Source organism: Arenibacter flavimaris (assembly GCF_030291335.1).
Classification (GTDB): Bacteria; Bacteroidota; Bacteroidia; order Flavobacteriales; family Flavobacteriaceae; genus Arenibacter.
The window spans coordinates 17,920-34,516 of record NZ_JASWIM010000019.1 but is presented as its reverse complement, the minus strand read 5'-3'; the positions used below and the strand labels follow the sequence as shown (position 1 = coordinate 34,516).

The 16,597-nt window shown below is 38.0% G+C and carries 10 protein-coding genes; 9 read left to right on the top strand and 1 reads right to left on the bottom strand.

Going from position 1 to position 16,597, the window contains the following annotated elements; all coding sequences use genetic code 11:
• Positions 1–74: 74 nt before the first annotated feature.
• From QSE00_RS14585 to QSE00_RS14555, 7 genes are all read left to right on the top strand, one after another.
• Positions 75–3,671, top strand: coding sequence for a SusC/RagA family TonB-linked outer membrane protein (locus tag QSE00_RS14585; protein WP_286106506.1), 3,597 nt, complete (start codon positions 75–77; stop codon positions 3,669–3,671).
• A 16-nt stretch (positions 3,672–3,687) separates the two neighbouring features.
• Positions 3,688–5,256, top strand: coding sequence for a RagB/SusD family nutrient uptake outer membrane protein (locus tag QSE00_RS14580; RefSeq protein WP_286106505.1), 1,569 nt, complete (start codon positions 3,688–3,690; stop codon positions 5,254–5,256).
• A gap of 260 nt (positions 5,257–5,516) precedes the next feature.
• Positions 5,517–6,428, top strand: a complete 912-nt coding sequence (locus QSE00_RS14575) for an alpha/beta hydrolase (protein ID WP_286106504.1) — start codon at positions 5,517–5,519, stop codon at positions 6,426–6,428.
• Between the two features lie 142 nt (positions 6,429–6,570).
• Entirely contained in the window at positions 6,571–7,419 is an 849-nt protein-coding gene (locus QSE00_RS14570; RefSeq protein ID WP_286106503.1) for an alpha/beta hydrolase, read from the top strand.
• Between the two features lie 19 nt (positions 7,420–7,438).
• Positions 7,439–9,649, top strand: coding sequence for a hypothetical protein (locus tag QSE00_RS14565; RefSeq protein ID WP_286106502.1), 2,211 nt, complete (start codon positions 7,439–7,441; stop codon positions 9,647–9,649).
• A 60-nt stretch (positions 9,650–9,709) separates the two neighbouring features.
• Positions 9,710–12,466, top strand: coding sequence for a family 78 glycoside hydrolase catalytic domain (locus QSE00_RS14560; RefSeq protein ID WP_286106501.1), 2,757 nt, complete (start codon positions 9,710–9,712; stop codon positions 12,464–12,466).
• 19 nt (positions 12,467–12,485) lie between these two features.
• Positions 12,486–13,949, top strand: coding sequence for a glycoside hydrolase family 140 protein (locus QSE00_RS14555; protein ID WP_286106500.1), 1,464 nt, complete (start codon positions 12,486–12,488; stop codon positions 13,947–13,949).
• A gap of 338 nt (positions 13,950–14,287) precedes the next feature.
• Here QSE00_RS14555 and QSE00_RS14550 read toward each other — a convergent pair whose 3' ends face one another.
• A complete protein-coding gene (locus tag QSE00_RS14550; protein WP_286106499.1) occupies positions 14,288–15,157 on the bottom strand; it encodes a DMT family transporter in 870 nt (289 codons plus the stop codon).
• Between the two features lie 259 nt (positions 15,158–15,416).
• Here QSE00_RS14550 and QSE00_RS14545 point away from each other — a divergent pair, with 259 nt between their 5' ends.
• A complete protein-coding gene (locus QSE00_RS14545; RefSeq protein ID WP_286106498.1) occupies positions 15,417–15,707 on the top strand; it encodes a hypothetical protein in 291 nt (96 codons plus the stop codon).
• A 294-nt stretch (positions 15,708–16,001) separates the two neighbouring features.
• Positions 16,002–16,574, top strand: a complete 573-nt coding sequence (locus tag QSE00_RS14540; RefSeq protein WP_286106497.1) for a Crp/Fnr family transcriptional regulator — start codon at positions 16,002–16,004, stop codon at positions 16,572–16,574.
• Positions 16,575–16,597 lie beyond the last annotated feature (23 nt).

Sequence of the window (16,597 nt, the reverse complement as noted above, 5' to 3'; positions counted from 1 at the left end):
GAGTCTGAATTTGGACAATTTGAACCTCCATCCCCGAAACATTAATTAATTAACATTAACTAACATTCAAATTTATGAAAACCAAACCAAACGGGGTACCAATTTCTTTGGTATTTAGACCCCTGATCACAATCATGAAAATCTTTATCTTTTTATTTTCAGTTATATCATTGGGAGTAAACCCCGAAAAGAGCTTTTCCCAAAACAAAATAATCACATTTGATAGTAACGGAAAATATTCTATTGAGGAAGTATTTGAAATTGTAAAAAAGCAGACCGATTACACTTTCATTTACAAATCGGATTTATTTAAAAACACTCCAAAGATTGAGGTAAGGAAAGGGCGTATGAAAGTGGGCGATCTTTTGGGTAAATGTGCTATACTAACCAATTTCGATTTTAGTTTTACCGAAAACGGTACAATTTTCTTAAAGGAAAAACCCGTCCGGCCCGAAACTAAAATTGTACAACAACCTATTAGAGGAACAATTACCGACAATGATGGGGTACCATTGGCAGGGGTGAACATCATAGAAAAAGGAACGACCAATGGAACCATGTCCGACTTTGATGGAGATTATTCCATTAATGTTTCAAGTTCAGATGCAATACTTGTTTTCTCATATTTAGGTTATCATACTCAAGAAATTTCGGTGCAAGAACAAGGTACCATAAATATAACATTAGAGGAGTCGGCTTCCACACTAGAGGAAGTTGTTGTAATAGGGTTTGGGTCTAAATTAAAGAAAGACCTAACAGGATCGGTATCCGTTGTTTCAAGTGCGGAATTGGAAAAAACTGCCTTCGCATCGCCTCAGTTTGCGTTACAGGGCAATACCACTGGTGTTCGAGTAATTAATTCCAGTGGTGATCCCAATTCGCAGCCAGAAATTTACGTACGAGGTATTGGTAGTTGGCAAGGTAATGCCCAACCTCTGTATGTGATAGATGGTCAAATCATAACCCCGCCCACGGCCAGTAATTTGGACCTAATAGGTAGAAGTGGCAACCAACCGCCACCTAACCTTTTCACAATGATCAATCCGGATGATATTGAATCCATATCGGTATTAAAGGATGCTTCTTCTGCTGCCATCTATGGTAGTAGAGGTGCTAATGGGGTGGTTCTTATTACCACTAAAAAGGGCAAATTGGGCGGAGCCAAAATAGAATACTCCAGCCATTATGGTTTTCAAAATATAGGTAGGTTTGATATGCTCAACACTCAGCAGTACAAGGACTTGGTACAAGAAATGTATGCAAACAACCGAAACCCCAATATAACTATTGAAAATCAATTATATGGTAGGGATGCCGCCAATGATGTTACGAGGCGAATCTCCTTTTCACCACAATTTGATCCCGAGAGTCCCTATTACATAAGTGATAATACGACCTATGATTGGCAAGACGATCTTGTTAAAAGAAATGCCATTACCGAATCGTATTCTGTAAAAGTGTCCGGAGCCAATGAAAATACTGATTATTATCTCGGAATTGGATATGACAATATAGAAAGTAACTTAAGAGGAAATGAACTAAGGACCTACAGGGCTTCCTTTAATATCAATTCCAAAATTAAAAATTGGCTTAAAGTAGGCCTTAATTATAAATATGCATATCAAGAACAAGATACCGAGGAAGCAGGTATAGGTTCAATAGCAACAGCAGCCCCTTGGCAGCCACTATTGGATTCTACGAATGAGTTTGGTTTTGCCGAGGTATTAGATCCCCCTAGCGATGGCTGGGAACCCGCTAAAATTTATGGACAAGGTAGTCAGCGAAATGTTTTAGCTTTTGCTGATTTGAATCGTAGTATTTTTGAAAATTCGAGACAAATTGGTCAGGGATATGTAGAAGTATATCCGGTAGAGGGGTTAACCTTGCGTACAAGTCTTAATTTGGACTATGTTTCCCAAGATCGTAATAACACAAGGACCTATAGAACCAATATTTTTAATCCTTCAGGTTTAGATCCTAAAGAGGATTCTCCCAATGCTCCAAACAGTTTAGGTAGCTGGGGGTCAAGGAACAATTATTTTTATAATTATCAGTTCGATATTAGTGCTGTTTATGAAAGAAGTTTTGGAGATCACAGATTTGTATTGACCACTGCGCTACAAGATCAATTTCAACGTTCACACAATAGGGATTTATCTGGCGATAATATTGAAGACATAAGAAATTTGGATAGAATTTCTTACGGAAATGATCTCAATAATAATAGTTCATTCGCTGGGTGGAATGAAAGAGATTGGTTTGGCTATGTAGGGCGTTTGAGTTATAGTTTTTCTGACCGGTACTATTTAGATGGTTCTTTTAGAAGAGATGCTAGTTCTGGTTTGGCACCAGATTATCGTTGGGGTAGTTTCTATTCTCTTTCAGGTGCTTGGAGAGTTAGTAGCGAATCCTTTATGAAAAACGTAAGCTTTATAAATGACCTAAAACTACGTGGCGGTTATGGAGAAGCAGGTAATGATGAAGCAGCAGTTGGGAAATACGCATACCTATCTGGAGTTAATGGTGGTGGAGGTTCAGTTCGTTTAGGATCGGGAGATGGAAATGGTTTAGGTACTTATTATACAGCTGGCAGTTTAAATGATTTTCCAAATGAAGCTTTGGAATGGGAAGTGGCCGAAACCACCTATTTTGGATTTGATGCCACACTTTTTGATTACAAATTTAATATGACTATGGAAATTTATAACCGTACCCAAAGAGGTATACAACAAACGGTTAATTTACCTTTAAGTGTAGGTACAAATGATCCAATTCTAAATGTTGGAGAGCTTGAGAACAGAGGGGTCGATTTACAAATTGGATACAATGACAACATAGGGAATTTTACCTATGGTGTTACGGCAAACGTAAGTTTTCTTGAAAATGAAGTAACAAAATTATACAATGATCAGCCGTTGTACTCACAAAATCAGTTTCAACGTACGTATAGAGTAGAAAAAGGCCGATCGTTGGGGCATATATGGGGTTATAAAGTTGGTGGCATCTTTCAGACGCAATCAGAGATTGACGCCTTTTATGCGGCCACTCCTGATTCAGGAGTCCAAGATGTTAGTTTTGTAGCACCAGGAGATTTGTATTTTCAAGATGTCCAGGGTGATCCTACCGAAGAAGAACCATTTTATAGTTCTATCCCTGATGGCCAAATTAATTCCAATGACCAAACAGAAATTGGCAATACAATTCCTGCTTACACCTATGGCCTTAATTTAAATGCTGGGTACAAAGGTTTTGACTTATCACTTAATTTTTATGGTGAAGGCGATGTTGACAAGTACAATTATAATAGAGCGGTACAAGAGGGTATGTCAGGTGCTGGACCAAATTATAATATTTCTGTATTGGATAGATGGACACCATCCAACACAACCAGCACCATGCCCAGAGCAGTAGTTGGCGACCCTGCTGGAAACAATAGATTCTCGGATAGGTACGTTGAAAGTGCCGCTTTTTTTAGATTGAATAATTGGCAGTTAGGTTATACGGTACCAGGTGCATTTTTAAGAAAGCTAAAAGACCCTGTTAGTTCATTCCGTATTTATGTGAGTGGTCAAAATAACATTTACATCTACGATTGGAGGGGTATTGATCCTACCAACGATAATTTCCCACTGCCCAAATCCTTTATGATGGGTTTAAAAGTGTCATTTTAATTTTAAAAATATAAAAATGAAAACAATATTTATAGTATCCGTTTGCGCTCTAATACTTATTATTACTGGTTGTGATAAAGATAGAGTTGATGCCCCCCCCTTAAAAAACACTGAAGCAAATTACTTTGCAGATGTAACCCAGTTTAGAAAAATAACTTTTGGGATATACGCCAAGCTGTATGATTATTACCATTACAATGCCGGGGATAATGGAAATTGGGCCAATAGCCTTTGGTTACTACCTGGTGATGACCTTACAGAAACAAATGGTTCACGCACCGCTGAAGAGTTGTTTGACGGAACATTAAGACCTGATAATATTCGGGTTGAATGGATTTTCGACAAAACCTATGAAATGATTTCCAAGTCGAATGTAATTATTGACAAGGTTAATAGTGTAGATTTTTCTGCTTACGATGGGGCTGATGAGATACCCTACATGGAAGGGGAAGCGCTGTTTTTAAGGAGCTATGCGTACTATAATCTTTTCAACATCTATGGCAATGTACCTATTGTTACTCAAAGATTTCTAAACGCAGATGAAGCAAATACGCCAAAAAGTGACCATCTTGAAGTTTTGGAACAAGTCATTACCGATGCAAAAGCTGCCTTAGCCATTCTACCGGAAAGTTGGAGTGCAGAATATAGGGGTAGAGCTACAAAAAACTCGGCCCGTGCCTTATTGACCAAGGCGTTGGTTTTTAAAGCCAACTACTCAGGATCCAATGATTATACTGAAGCAATCACAACTTTCAATGCTATTACAGCAACCTTATCCACAAGATATTTGGATAATTTTGACGTAGCTACCGAAAATAATCAAGAATCTTTATTTGAAATACAAGCTGGGCAACCAAGTGCATTTAGTAATATCTTTTTAGAGAATGATGGCCCTTGGCGGGGTGTTGAAGATTTAAGTATTTTTAGAGGAATGATGTCCGTAGCAGGTTCTACCAGTATTAGTAATTATGCAAATACACGTTTTCTCATAACTGATAAGTTGTTTAATGCTTTTGGTACCGATCCTAGAATTAGTTACTTTCTTAGAGCTGATGACAATGAAGGTGGAAGGCTATTTCAAAAGTATACACTAGCTGAACTAGACCAGCAACAAGGTAATGTTTTTGATACATCCAGTAATAATGAACGAGTGTTACGATATGGCGACCTTATCCTCTTAATAGCAGAAGCACATTTAAAGTCGGGTAATCCATCTACAGCAATTCAACTGGTTAACAATGTTCGAAAAAGAGCAAGGGATTGGGGTCTGGCATCAGGTACAAATGATGGCACAATACCTGCTGATTACTCCACCAGTGAAACAAATCCTGATACGATCATGAAATGGATCATGGATGAGCGCTTTATTGAGTTGGCTGGTGAGGGCCAGCGCTGGTGGGATTTAAAACGTTGGCATGTTGCCGGCGACATTAACCTAACAGGGTGGACCGGCGACGATGCCCAATTTAGCACTAACCTTTCTTCCAGTTCACTTTTTGATGTGAGCAAGCACTTATTGTTTCCCCTTCCACAGAAAGAGGTAGAGAGAAACAGCGAAATCTTAGAAAATAACCCAGGATATTAATTATGTAGTTAGTTTGTTTTTAATAGGGATGGCGGGTATAATTCCTGCCATCCTTTTTTTTTGCTCAGAAAAAGAACTTCAAAAACAATGGGAAGTTATTATAAAGCTTTTGGACCTTGCAACTTACACCGAACAACACTGTAATGGCCATTGCTTATATACCCGAATCCACTCTCTACTAGCTATCAATTTTCACAAATACCTAATAATCAACACATATACCAAGTAATACCTATACCTCTAACCAAAGCCCAGATAAAATGAAAAAATGGTGTATTTTAATGCTAATCCTTTCAAGTTATGGTTATGCCCAAGAAATTATTCCTATATGGAAAAATGGTGTTGTTAACACCAAAGAATCTGATGAAATGGAAACGATTATTGAGGAAACTGATGATATCCTCTTAATTGCCAAGGTTCAAAAACCTACAATTGAAGTATACTTGCCCAGTAAAAGGAACGCTACCGGCCAAGCCGTGGTCATTTGTCCTGGTGGAGGTTACACAGTTCTGGCCTATGATTGGGAAGGTACAGACATCGCCAAATGGTTAAACTCTAGAGGAATTGCCGCTTTTGTTTTAAAATACAGACTGCCCAATTCAAAATCTATTGCACAACGCAACGAGGCTCCTTTGCAAGATGCTCAACGTGCTTTAAGGCTAGTACGGCACAACGCCAAAAAATGGAATATAAATGCGGAAAAAATTGGGGTTATGGGCTTTTCTGCAGGGGGGCACTTGGCCTCTACCCTAGGTACGCAATTTGACCGTGAATCATTTTCAAAAAAAGATGAAATTGATAGTTTGAGTGCGCGTCCGAATTTCATGATACTATTATATCCAGTAATCACTATGAAAGAACCATATGCAAATGAGGGATCCAAGCTTAATTTGTTAGGTCAAAACCCAAGTGATGAAGTAATAATGGAATATTCCAGCGAACTTCAGGTGAAAAACAATACGCCTCCTACATTCATTGTTCATTCTGCCGATGATACCGCGGTTCCCATTGAAAATAGTTTATTCTTTTTCAAGGCTCTAAACGAAAAAGGTGTAGCGGCAGAAATGCATATATATCCAAGTGGCGGTCATGGTTATTCATTGGCATCCGGAGATAAATATCTACAGACCTGGGTAAATAGATTGGAAGATTGGCTAAATAACCTTCCATAATTGCGTAATTTAATAAACTAAAATTGAGGTTTCCAATATAAATTATGGGCTTTTAAATCAAAAAAAAACAATGCAGTATAATACCAAACACCCAAAACCAACCCTAAAGCGCAATGTTATTCTAATTGTCCTACATTTAGTAATGGCTATTGGAAGTACACAAGAATTTGAAACCCTCACCTACTTTGAAAATGACACCATCAGCCTGGAGTTGGATTTATTTTTACCTCCCATAAAGGATTCAGCCAAAACTCCCTTAGTAATATATGTTCATGGGGGAGGGTTTAGTACTGGCGGTAAAAAAGGCGGTCACCTTTTGGCGAAACATTTGGTGGAGAACAATATCGCATGTGCAAGTATAGATTATACGCTGTATATGGAAAATAAAGATTTTGGGTGTAACGGTATATTAGCTGAAAAGATTAAGGCGATACAAATAGCTGCAAACCAGCTTTGGCATGCTACCGCTTTTTTAATCGAACAACAAGATCAAATTCACATAGATGCTAAAAACATCTTTATAGCCGGCAGCAGCGCAGGAGCGGAAACAGTGTTACATGCCGCCTTTTGGGACAGAAAACAGATGCAGTTATTTGAACCAAAATTAGCTCCCGATTTTTTATATAAGGGTGTCATTTCCGGTGCCGGTGCAATCATGGATTTAAATTTAATTACAACGCAAAATCATATTCCACTTTTTGTCTTTCATGGGGACAAAGACCCATTGGTACCCTATGGGGTTGCTGCGCATCATTACTGTAATCCGAATGCTCCGGGCTGGCTTATGTTTTTTGGTTCCCACGCCATAGCCAATCACATTCAAGAATTAGGGGGTACAAGTCGCTTAATGACCTATGTTGGGGGGAATCATTCTATTGCAGGCGAACATTTTTACAAAAAACAAGAAGCAGTCGTCAATTTTATTGCCAATGTACTGGATGATAAGAGATTTAATGAGCATCAAATTATTACTGCAGACTTGCACAAATAGCTTATAAATCAATAAAATAGTGAATAAGTTACATAAGCACATATATGGGGCAATCGCTGTTGTGGTTGTATTTGTTTTATTTTCATACACTAACAAAGAATACCAAGCAGATTGGTTCGCCTTTAAGCCCAATGCCGATTTTTCATCATATTCCATCATAAATATGAAAGATTGGCTAGATGCACCTGCTGGCAAGCATGGTTTTGTCCAAATAAAGGATAAGGATTTTGTCTTTGAAGATGGCACAAAAGTTAAATTTTGGGGTGTTAATATATGTTCCAACACACCTTTTGTTGACCGTGAAAAAGCGGATCAATTTGTAAATACCCTCACCTTTATGGGCGTGAACGGGGTTCGTTTTCATAAGTTTACTTGGGAGGCAACCGATAGTATAAATTCCAGTCAACCCGATAGTTTAAAGTTCCTAAAGATGGATTATTTTCAATCCAAGTTAAAGGAAAATGGTATTTACTATGGTTGGTCGCATATATATGGTCATAAAGTAAAACCAGGTGATAGTGCAAACCTGGAGGCCTACAGTGAAATTGCCAATTTAAAATACCCATGGCAGCATCTGAATGGAAGTACCTCTTCCCTAGTAAACTTTGCTCCAGATCTGCAAGATTTGAATATTGGGCTTACTGTAAATATGCTAAATAGAAGAAACCCATTTACTGGTTTACGCTATGCGGATGACCCTGCCTTGAGCTTTGTGGAGTTTCAAAATGAAGATGATATTTTTTGGTCAGCAATTGAAAGAGCTTTAGAGCAGGCTCCTACCTATAAAGCCATACTATGCAAACAATTTAGCGCATGGCTTAAAATTAAGTATTTAAATGATGAAAAGTTGAAACAGATATGGCGGTCCGATTTGCCCGAAGGGCAATCCATCGCCAAAGAAAATGTTTACCCAACTCCAAATCACCAACTGTTTAGCTCCCATTATATCAAATCAATACAAGAAAACAAAAATATACCACAACATCTATTGGATAAAATGCAATTTCTATATGAACAACAATTACAATTTTACAAACGATTTGAAAAAGCCGTAAGAAATACCGGTTATAAAGGAGTTATTGTAAGTAGTGGTTGGCAAGCTGGTTCTGGGATTTCACATATGTACAACCTGCATACCGATTATTCTGTTGGACCTATAGATCGACATAATTATTTTGGTGGCGGAAAAGGAGGGCATCAACTAACCACAGGATTTGTAAATAACGAAGCCATGGTCTCCCTTCCTGGTTCCGGATTATTAGGCACTGGCATGCAACAGGTTTTGGACCGACCATTTGCGTTTTCGGAATGGATGAGTTTAATTCCAAATCAATGGACAGCAGAAGCCTCACCCCTCATTGCGTTTTATGGTATGGGGCTACAGGGTTGGGATGCTTCCTACTCATTTGCCCTAGATAGCCCTACCTATTCCCCCACAGTGCAATCGCATTCTGTTTATAATGTTAATAGCCCTTCACAAATGGGGCTTTATCCCGCATTAGCAGCAATGCTATACCGAAATGATATTAGTGAAGGACCTATTCTTACTGAAAGAAACGTAAACCTAGCTGCTTTGAGTGAAGGCAAATTAGGCTTTTCCGAATTTATCGAACAAGGTTTTGACGATAAAAAATTTACGGGATCCATTTCATCAAAACTTTTGGCAGCCGGCAAAATCCCCATAGCATTCACTGAAAATTTAAAAGAAACACAACCATATACAATTAGTCGGTTTGAAGAAAAGGGTATAAAAACAATTACCTCAGCAACAGGAGAACTCTTTTGGGATTATAATTCCAAAGGCTATATAACACTAAACACGAATGGAACAAAAGGTGTTCTTGGTTTTACTAAAGGTTTAAACCTAGAATTAGGGGAATGGACATTGAAAATCAAAAATGAATTCGCAGTTGTTCTGCTAACAAGTTTAGATAAAAAAGCTGGCTTGGATAAAACTGATAAAATTTTAATAACTACAATCGGAAGGGTAAAGAACACAGGGATGGAATATGACGAAACAAATACCCATCTTTCCAAATTAGGCAATGCTCCTATCTTATTGGAAGGAATAGATTTTACCATTGGCGCAAAAAGGTTGCAAAAAGCAACTCTAAAGCCCTTGGACCATATGGGTAGAACCAGAAGTGAAGAAATTGTGATTGATAATAATGAAATCAATATTGAGGGAGCTACACATAAAACTATGTATTATCTCTTAGAGTTTAGATAGCCCCAATCACTTTTTTAAGTGCAATACCATTCTATTTAACCTTTGTAAAGTCAATTGAAAATGAAATGCATAATTTCCATAATATTTATCTTTTTTCTTACCGATTGCGTTAAAAAGCAACAAACCATACCGGACGTTGTACCTATAGAGCTTTCTACAGAGTATTCAAAAAATCCCGCTGTTATAGATGAGACCCACCCTCGATTTTCATGGACAAATAGTGCTACTAAGGAAAATGACATAAAAAAACAAATGGCATGGCAGGTTAGGGTAGCCAGCAAGGAAGCCTTATTGAAAACCCCAGATATGTGGGATAGTAAAAAGGTTGCATCTGACCAATCTACTCGAATAATCTACAATGGAAAAGCATTGCAATCACGTCAAGATTATTGGTGGCAGGTACGAATATGGAACGAAAAAGACCAATCGTCCAAATGGAGTTCGCCTGCAAAATGGAGTATGGGAATACTGGATTCCTCTGAATGGAAGGCCCAATGGATAGGTGCTCCTTGGCAAGGTGAGGCGCATTTCCCCAAACCGGAAGGCGGCCCAGATACAAGACCTATAGATTTTGGGCCTCCTGCCCCTTTGCTTCGAAAAGTGTTTGTAATTGAAAAGGAAATTTCAAAAGCGATAGCATATACCACAGGATTGGGATACTTTGAATTTTACGCAAATGGTTCCAAAATAGGTGATGATGTATTGGTGCCCAACCAAACAAATTATGGTAAAAGACCTAATTTGCCCAATTCCTTGATCAATGTAGAAGACAATTTCACAAAATACAAAGTCATGTATCTAGCCTATGATATTAAAAATGGTTTAAAACAAGGTGAAAATGTGGTCGGAGCCATTCTTGGCAATGGTTTTTATAATCCCGCCAAATTTTGGACCGAGGGCTATGGCACCCCACGTTTTTTATGCCAGATACACATAACCTATACCGATGGCAGTGAAGATGTGATCGTAACGGATAACTCTTGGAAGGTTGCAAAAAGCCCAATACTTATGAATATGGTTTATTATGGTGAGACCTATGATGCTAGAAAAGAAATAGCTAATTGGTCTACAAACAAAATTGATACCAGCTCGTGGTCCAATGCTACTATTAGAAAAGCCCCCGAAGGAGAATTGGTTGCCCATTCAGCAAATACCGATAAGGTTACGGAACAAATTTCCCCGGTATCCATAGAGAAGATCTCTGAAGGCAAATACAAAGTAGACTTTGGAGTTGAGATATCAGGTTGGGTAAAACTTCAGAATGTAATAGGCCCAGCTGGACATAAGGTCGACATCTCATTTAATGGAAATCTTTATTCTGGTGATAACAGCTACACCTTTAAAGGTGATGGTTTGGAAACCTACGCTCCGCGTTTTAATTGGTTTGTTTTTAGTGGTATTGAAATATCAAATTGGCCAGGTATATTAAAAAAAGAACATCTTATAGCTGAAGCCGTAAATACCGAAATAGAGGAATCAGCAACCTTCAATAGTTCAAATAAGATGCTAACCGATATAGTAACTATATGGAAAAGAAGCCAAAAAGACAACATGCATGGAGGTATAGTAAGTGATTGTCCACATAGAGAACGTTCGGGGTATACCGGAGATGGGCAAGTAGCATGTGCTATGGTAATGCAAACATATAACGCCAAGAATTTTTATCATAAATGGATTCAAGACATTCTTGATGCCCAAGACTTAAAAACAGGGTATGTACCAAATGCCGCCCCATGGCAACCGGGTTGTGGTGGAGGTGTTGCATGGGGCGCAGCCGTAAGTATTATGCCTTGGGAATTCTATTTGCAATACGGATCAATGGATGTGCTGCAAGATAGCTATGAACCCATGAAGGCGTACATAAAGTATATGCAAACGTGGGTAGATGACAAGGGTATAATGTTTTCAAAAAGAACAGGGGCCGACGGGGCCATTTTAAAATGGTACAATCTGGGAGATTGGGTACCTCCGGGCGAACTAATTAGAGATGATTTGGTTCATACTTTTTACTATTGGATGTGCCTTGATATTGCAGCTAAGACTGCAAAAGTACTGGGTAATGACCAGGAGGCCGAGCGCTATAAGAAAATGGCCAATGTAACACAAAGGGCTTTTCATAAGGTATTTTACAGTGAAACGGAAAAAACCTATGGCGCAGGGGGCGGAAATATTTTTGCATTAAAAATGGGGGTTCCTGAAAAACATTATAAAGACGTAAAGGAAACTTTGGTATCGAATATAAAAATGAACAAGGGGCATTTTGATACTGGTATTTTTGGAACGCGATATTTCTTTGAGGTTTTGGCAGAAAACGGTTTAAATCATTTGGCATATGAGGCCTTGAACAAAACAGATGAACCTAGTTTTGGCCATTGGTTAAAACTTGGGTCAACTACCACCCGTGAAAAGTGGTCTGAAGAAGGATCGCATAATCACCCCATGTTTGGTGGTGGCCTCGTTTATTTATACAATTATTTGGCAGGGATGAAACCAGACCCCGCCGAACCAGGATACAAGCACATTATTTTTAGGCCGCAGCCCGTAGATGGTCTCACTACTATTTCGTACTACAATAATACACCTTATGGTAAAGCTGGAATTTCTTGGAAAAATACTACCGCTGATTTTGTTATGAACGTCACTGTACCCATTGGGAGTTGGGCAACGATATGCGTGCCAGCAGCCCATAAAAATGATGTCACGGCCAAATCTGAAATGGAAGGGAGGGTAAGTCCTAGATTTATTGAGATGAAAGGGGATTATGCAGTTTATGAAATTGATAGTGGCGATTACATCTTTAAGTCTGTTAAACAATAATCTTTAAAAAACTAGATCAATGAACTCGCAAATGGATTATAAGGTGAAAGAATTTTTTTTTATAGGTAAGCGGTTGAACATAGTAATTATGGTCATATTGACTTTGTGTTGGTCCAGCAGCTTTTCCCAATACTTAAAAGTAAGTGAGAATCAACGGTATTTGGTTACTGAAAATGAACAGCCATTCTTCTGGATGGGTGATACGGCATGGGAGCTTTTTCACAAACTAGATCTAATTGAAATAGAACATTACTTAATGAACCGGTCGGCTAAAGGTTATACGGTTATACAGGCAGTAATTTTGGCAGAGTGTGATGGTTTAACAAAACCCACACCAGAAGGATATTTACCACTTGAGAAAAATAATCCGTTAGTTCCAAACGAAGCCTATTTTAAAAAAATAGATCAAGTAGTCGCATTAGCGGCAAAGTACAACCTCTATTTGGCGTTGTTGCCCACATGGGGCTCACATGCAGAAGACAAAGAGCACGCGTTATTTGATAATCTCTCCATATTCAGCCCAAAAAACGCTTTTGAGTACAGTAAATTTTTGGGGAATCGCTATAAAAACAATTGGAATATCGTATGGATTACAGGGGGAGATAGAATTCCTGAAGGCAATGAAGGTATCTGGACAAATATGATAGAAGGACTCAAAACAGGTAGTCAAGGTAAGCACTTGATTACGTACCATATTAATGGGGGTCATTCCATCACTGAATACCCTGGAATTGCAGAACAGTTAGATTTTTATATGTTGCAATCGGGTCATGGTAATGCGGTAAATCCCAATTACCAAATGATAAAAAAAGACTATGATGTTATACCTACCAAGCCGGTTATTGATGGCGAGCCCGTATATGAAGATATTCCTATTGCATTTAATCCTGTGAATGGTTACAATACAGATTATGAAGCCAGAAGGGCTATGTATTGGTCAGTGTTTGCTGGTGGCTTTGGCACTACCTATGGAAATAATGCCGTTTGGCAAATGAATCGCAAGGAATACCCCCCAATATTATACCCTATCCAAACATGGGACAAAGCGATAGATGCCAAAGGAAGCTTTCAAGTGCGATATTTAAAATCACTTTTCAAATCAAGACCTTTTTTAGAAAGAATTCCAGATCAATCCTTAATAATGGGTGACAATGCATCACAATCTGATTTTAAAGTGGCTACCCGCGATGGCACTAAAGGCCAAAACGATGCCACTTATATTATGGCGTATTTTCCAATTGTCCGGGATATTGGTATCAACACAGCTGTTATTGGGTCTGAAGAAATAAGGGCTTGGTATTATGATCCTCGAACAGGTCTGGCATACCTAATTGGTAATTATAAAAATACCGGATCCTTTTCTCCTAAATGGGACAAACGCATACGAGAAAGTATGGGCGGTAGTGATTGGGTATTAGTAATAGACGATGCTTCTAAAAATTATTCACCCCCTGGCGTTATTTTAAAAAATAATTCCAAGTGAGCATGTATATTAAAGGACTAGGGAATCTTTGGAAATGAAAATTGAAATCAATTGTCAATTTTTGTTTCACAATTACGAAGCTAGAAATGTTACGGAATACGATATGTGTTGTCTCAAAAAAACTGTGCAGTACTAGATAGGGAGAATATAATAATTTAATTGAACCTGTTTGTTGAAGCGCTACACATTTCGCCTCTGGATCCATATTTGACTCATAGACAACGACTCTAAGAATGGTGCTTTATCCCAATTAAATATAAGACCTTAGGCTGGCAATTCTATTGAATCATATCCAACAATGATCAATGGCAACTGCCTTGGTCGAGAAACATGTATATTCAATCCTTCTTCACCAAAGTATTCAACACCAATGCTGAAATGATCATAAATAGCCCAAGAAAACTAAAAATAGTATAGGCCTCTTGGAACCATAAAACACCTATGGAAATTGTAAAGATCACCTCAATATATTTTAACGGAGCAACAAGGTTTGTTTTGGCTATTTGAAACGCCCTCGTCATATATAATTGCCCCATAAAACCAAAGACCCCTAACAGAAATAAAAATAGCCATTCGTAACCCATAGGCCGTACCCAAACTGCAATGGCCAAAAGGCCACCAATAATGGTTCCTACGAACATAAAATAATTTACTACAACGGCAGGATGATCTGAAACCCCTATTTTTCTGATAACCACGTAGACCATTCCACTAAAAACAGAAGCAGTTAAGATTAATGTCAGTCCAGTGGTATTAATATTACCATCAAATCCCTTTAGGACCAATACCCCTGCAAAGGCAATTAGAAAAAAAAGCCATTGAATATTTTTCAACTTTTCCCTTAACAGGAAAACCGCAAATATGGCAGCAAAGATCGGCGCTATATAACGTAATGAAACTGCGGTGCCAACATTTAGGTGCTTTAAGGAAAGAAAGTACAGACTCATAGCCGTTAATCCCAGTATAGCTCTTAACAACATTAGTCTTCGTTTGTTCCCAAATATGGGAATCCCCTTTACCACGATGAAAGTCGTAGCCAATACCAGCGAACCAAAGCATCTAAAAAATACAATTTGAAATGTAGGGATACGCGCCAAATATTTTACCGAAACATTCATCAAGGCAAACGAGAAGGTACTAATGACCATAAAAAGTACGGCCTTTTTAAAATCCAATCCGGTAGATTTACTCCATTTAAAATGTAACAAAATAGCGTGGTTGATTTGCCAAAGCCAATATTTCAATGGCTTAAAAGTGCTAAGGTATAAAAACCATGTCCATACAGGCCCTAAGAACGGCATGAATTGTCCTTGATTTATTGAATTTCCTATTTTTTATTGACTTTGTCCAGGTACACAGCTCCAATGTGTATTGGAAAAAAAATAATTATACCTATCAGAGTATTTGTATTCAAAAATTATTATCAAACGCCTGTACAAAGGAATACATTAGTAATCAAAAGTTTTAATGAATTTGGATACTAACTTTTATTTCGGTGCAGCAGGTATAAACGCGTTCCCGGTAAATATATTTTTCATACCGTATTATGGTCTGGCCATAATTTCATTTTTCCTTCATATTTCGGCTATCCATATAAAAAATTTGAAAAGGAATATACTCGGCGTTGAGCCAAGGAAACAATCTTACCTTATCTTAATTATGGGATCAATAACTATTTTGGTAATATTCTATGGGTTTACAAATGGATTTTCTGGAGTGGTCATACCAGCAGAGTATGGTATAATAATCGGTAAATAAAGGGCAGAAACAGGACCATACTGTACCCCCCCCTACCCCCAAAACCAAGCTAATACACTTTGCAGAGCCCTCACTTATAAAATATAGATGGACTTCCTCCTTTGGGCTTCCTTTAGAACACAAGTAAAATTAAAGGTAATATTACAATCTAGAAACGTGCGGCATCCTTAACAAACTTCAACATTCTATTCCAGGGAATGTAACAATTATCAGTAGAGTATTACTAATAACAAATAATTTGAAACAGTTTTTGCAAATAATACATTGTAAATGCTAAACCTAAATCATTGCCCTATGAATCCCAATCCAATAATCAGTTTGTTTCACTCGCTTTCACCATTAAAAAATGATGTTATTGAGGATTTTGAAAAAATCATTTCATATGACCTAATTCCAAAAAATACAGCTTTATTGGAAATTGGTAAGTATGCCAAATCCATGTTTTTTGTTCAACGCGGATTGGCACGTGCATTTTACTTTCATGATGATAAAGATGTAACAGATTATTTTGCAATAGACGGCCAATTTATTGGGGCAGTTCCAAGTTTATTGACCGGGCTTCCGAGTGATAAAGGCATCCAATTACTTGAGGATTCAGAAATATTTCATTTTTTGTCAGCTGATTTTGAAAAACTATGTGCAAAGCACCATGCTTTGGAACATAATGCGAGAAAACTCATGGGATTGGCCTTACTGGAAGAACAACAACGTATAGCAAGCCTTCGATTCTACAGTATGAAAGAGCGTTATGAAATCATGGCAAAAAAATACCCCGGGATTATGAACAGATGCCCTCTTCATTACATAGCTTCCTACCTAGGCACTACCCAGGTTAGTATTAGTAGAATTAGGGCCGGTATTCAATAGTGCTTATAAAAATGATATATCCC

Bases quoted from the DNA above. Each gene is read 5' to 3' on its own strand.
- QSE00_RS14585 (WP_286106506.1), top strand. From the start codon at position 75: ATGAAAACCAAACCAAACGGGGTACCAATTTCTTTGGTATTTAGACCC.
- QSE00_RS14580 (WP_286106505.1), top strand. From the start codon at position 3,688: ATGAAAACAATATTTATAGTATCCGTTTGCGCTCTAATACTTATTATT.
- QSE00_RS14575 (WP_286106504.1), top strand. From the start codon at position 5,517: ATGAAAAAATGGTGTATTTTAATGCTAATCCTTTCAAGTTATGGTTAT.
- QSE00_RS14570 (WP_286106503.1), top strand. From the start codon at position 6,571: ATGGCTATTGGAAGTACACAAGAATTTGAAACCCTCACCTACTTTGAA.
- QSE00_RS14560 (WP_286106501.1), top strand. From the start codon at position 9,710: ATGAAATGCATAATTTCCATAATATTTATCTTTTTTCTTACCGATTGC.
- QSE00_RS14555 (WP_286106500.1), top strand. From the start codon at position 12,486: ATGAACTCGCAAATGGATTATAAGGTGAAAGAATTTTTTTTTATAGGT.
- QSE00_RS14545 (WP_286106498.1), top strand. From the start codon at position 15,417: ATGAATTTGGATACTAACTTTTATTTCGGTGCAGCAGGTATAAACGCG.
- QSE00_RS14540 (WP_286106497.1), top strand. From the start codon at position 16,002: ATGAATCCCAATCCAATAATCAGTTTGTTTCACTCGCTTTCACCATTA.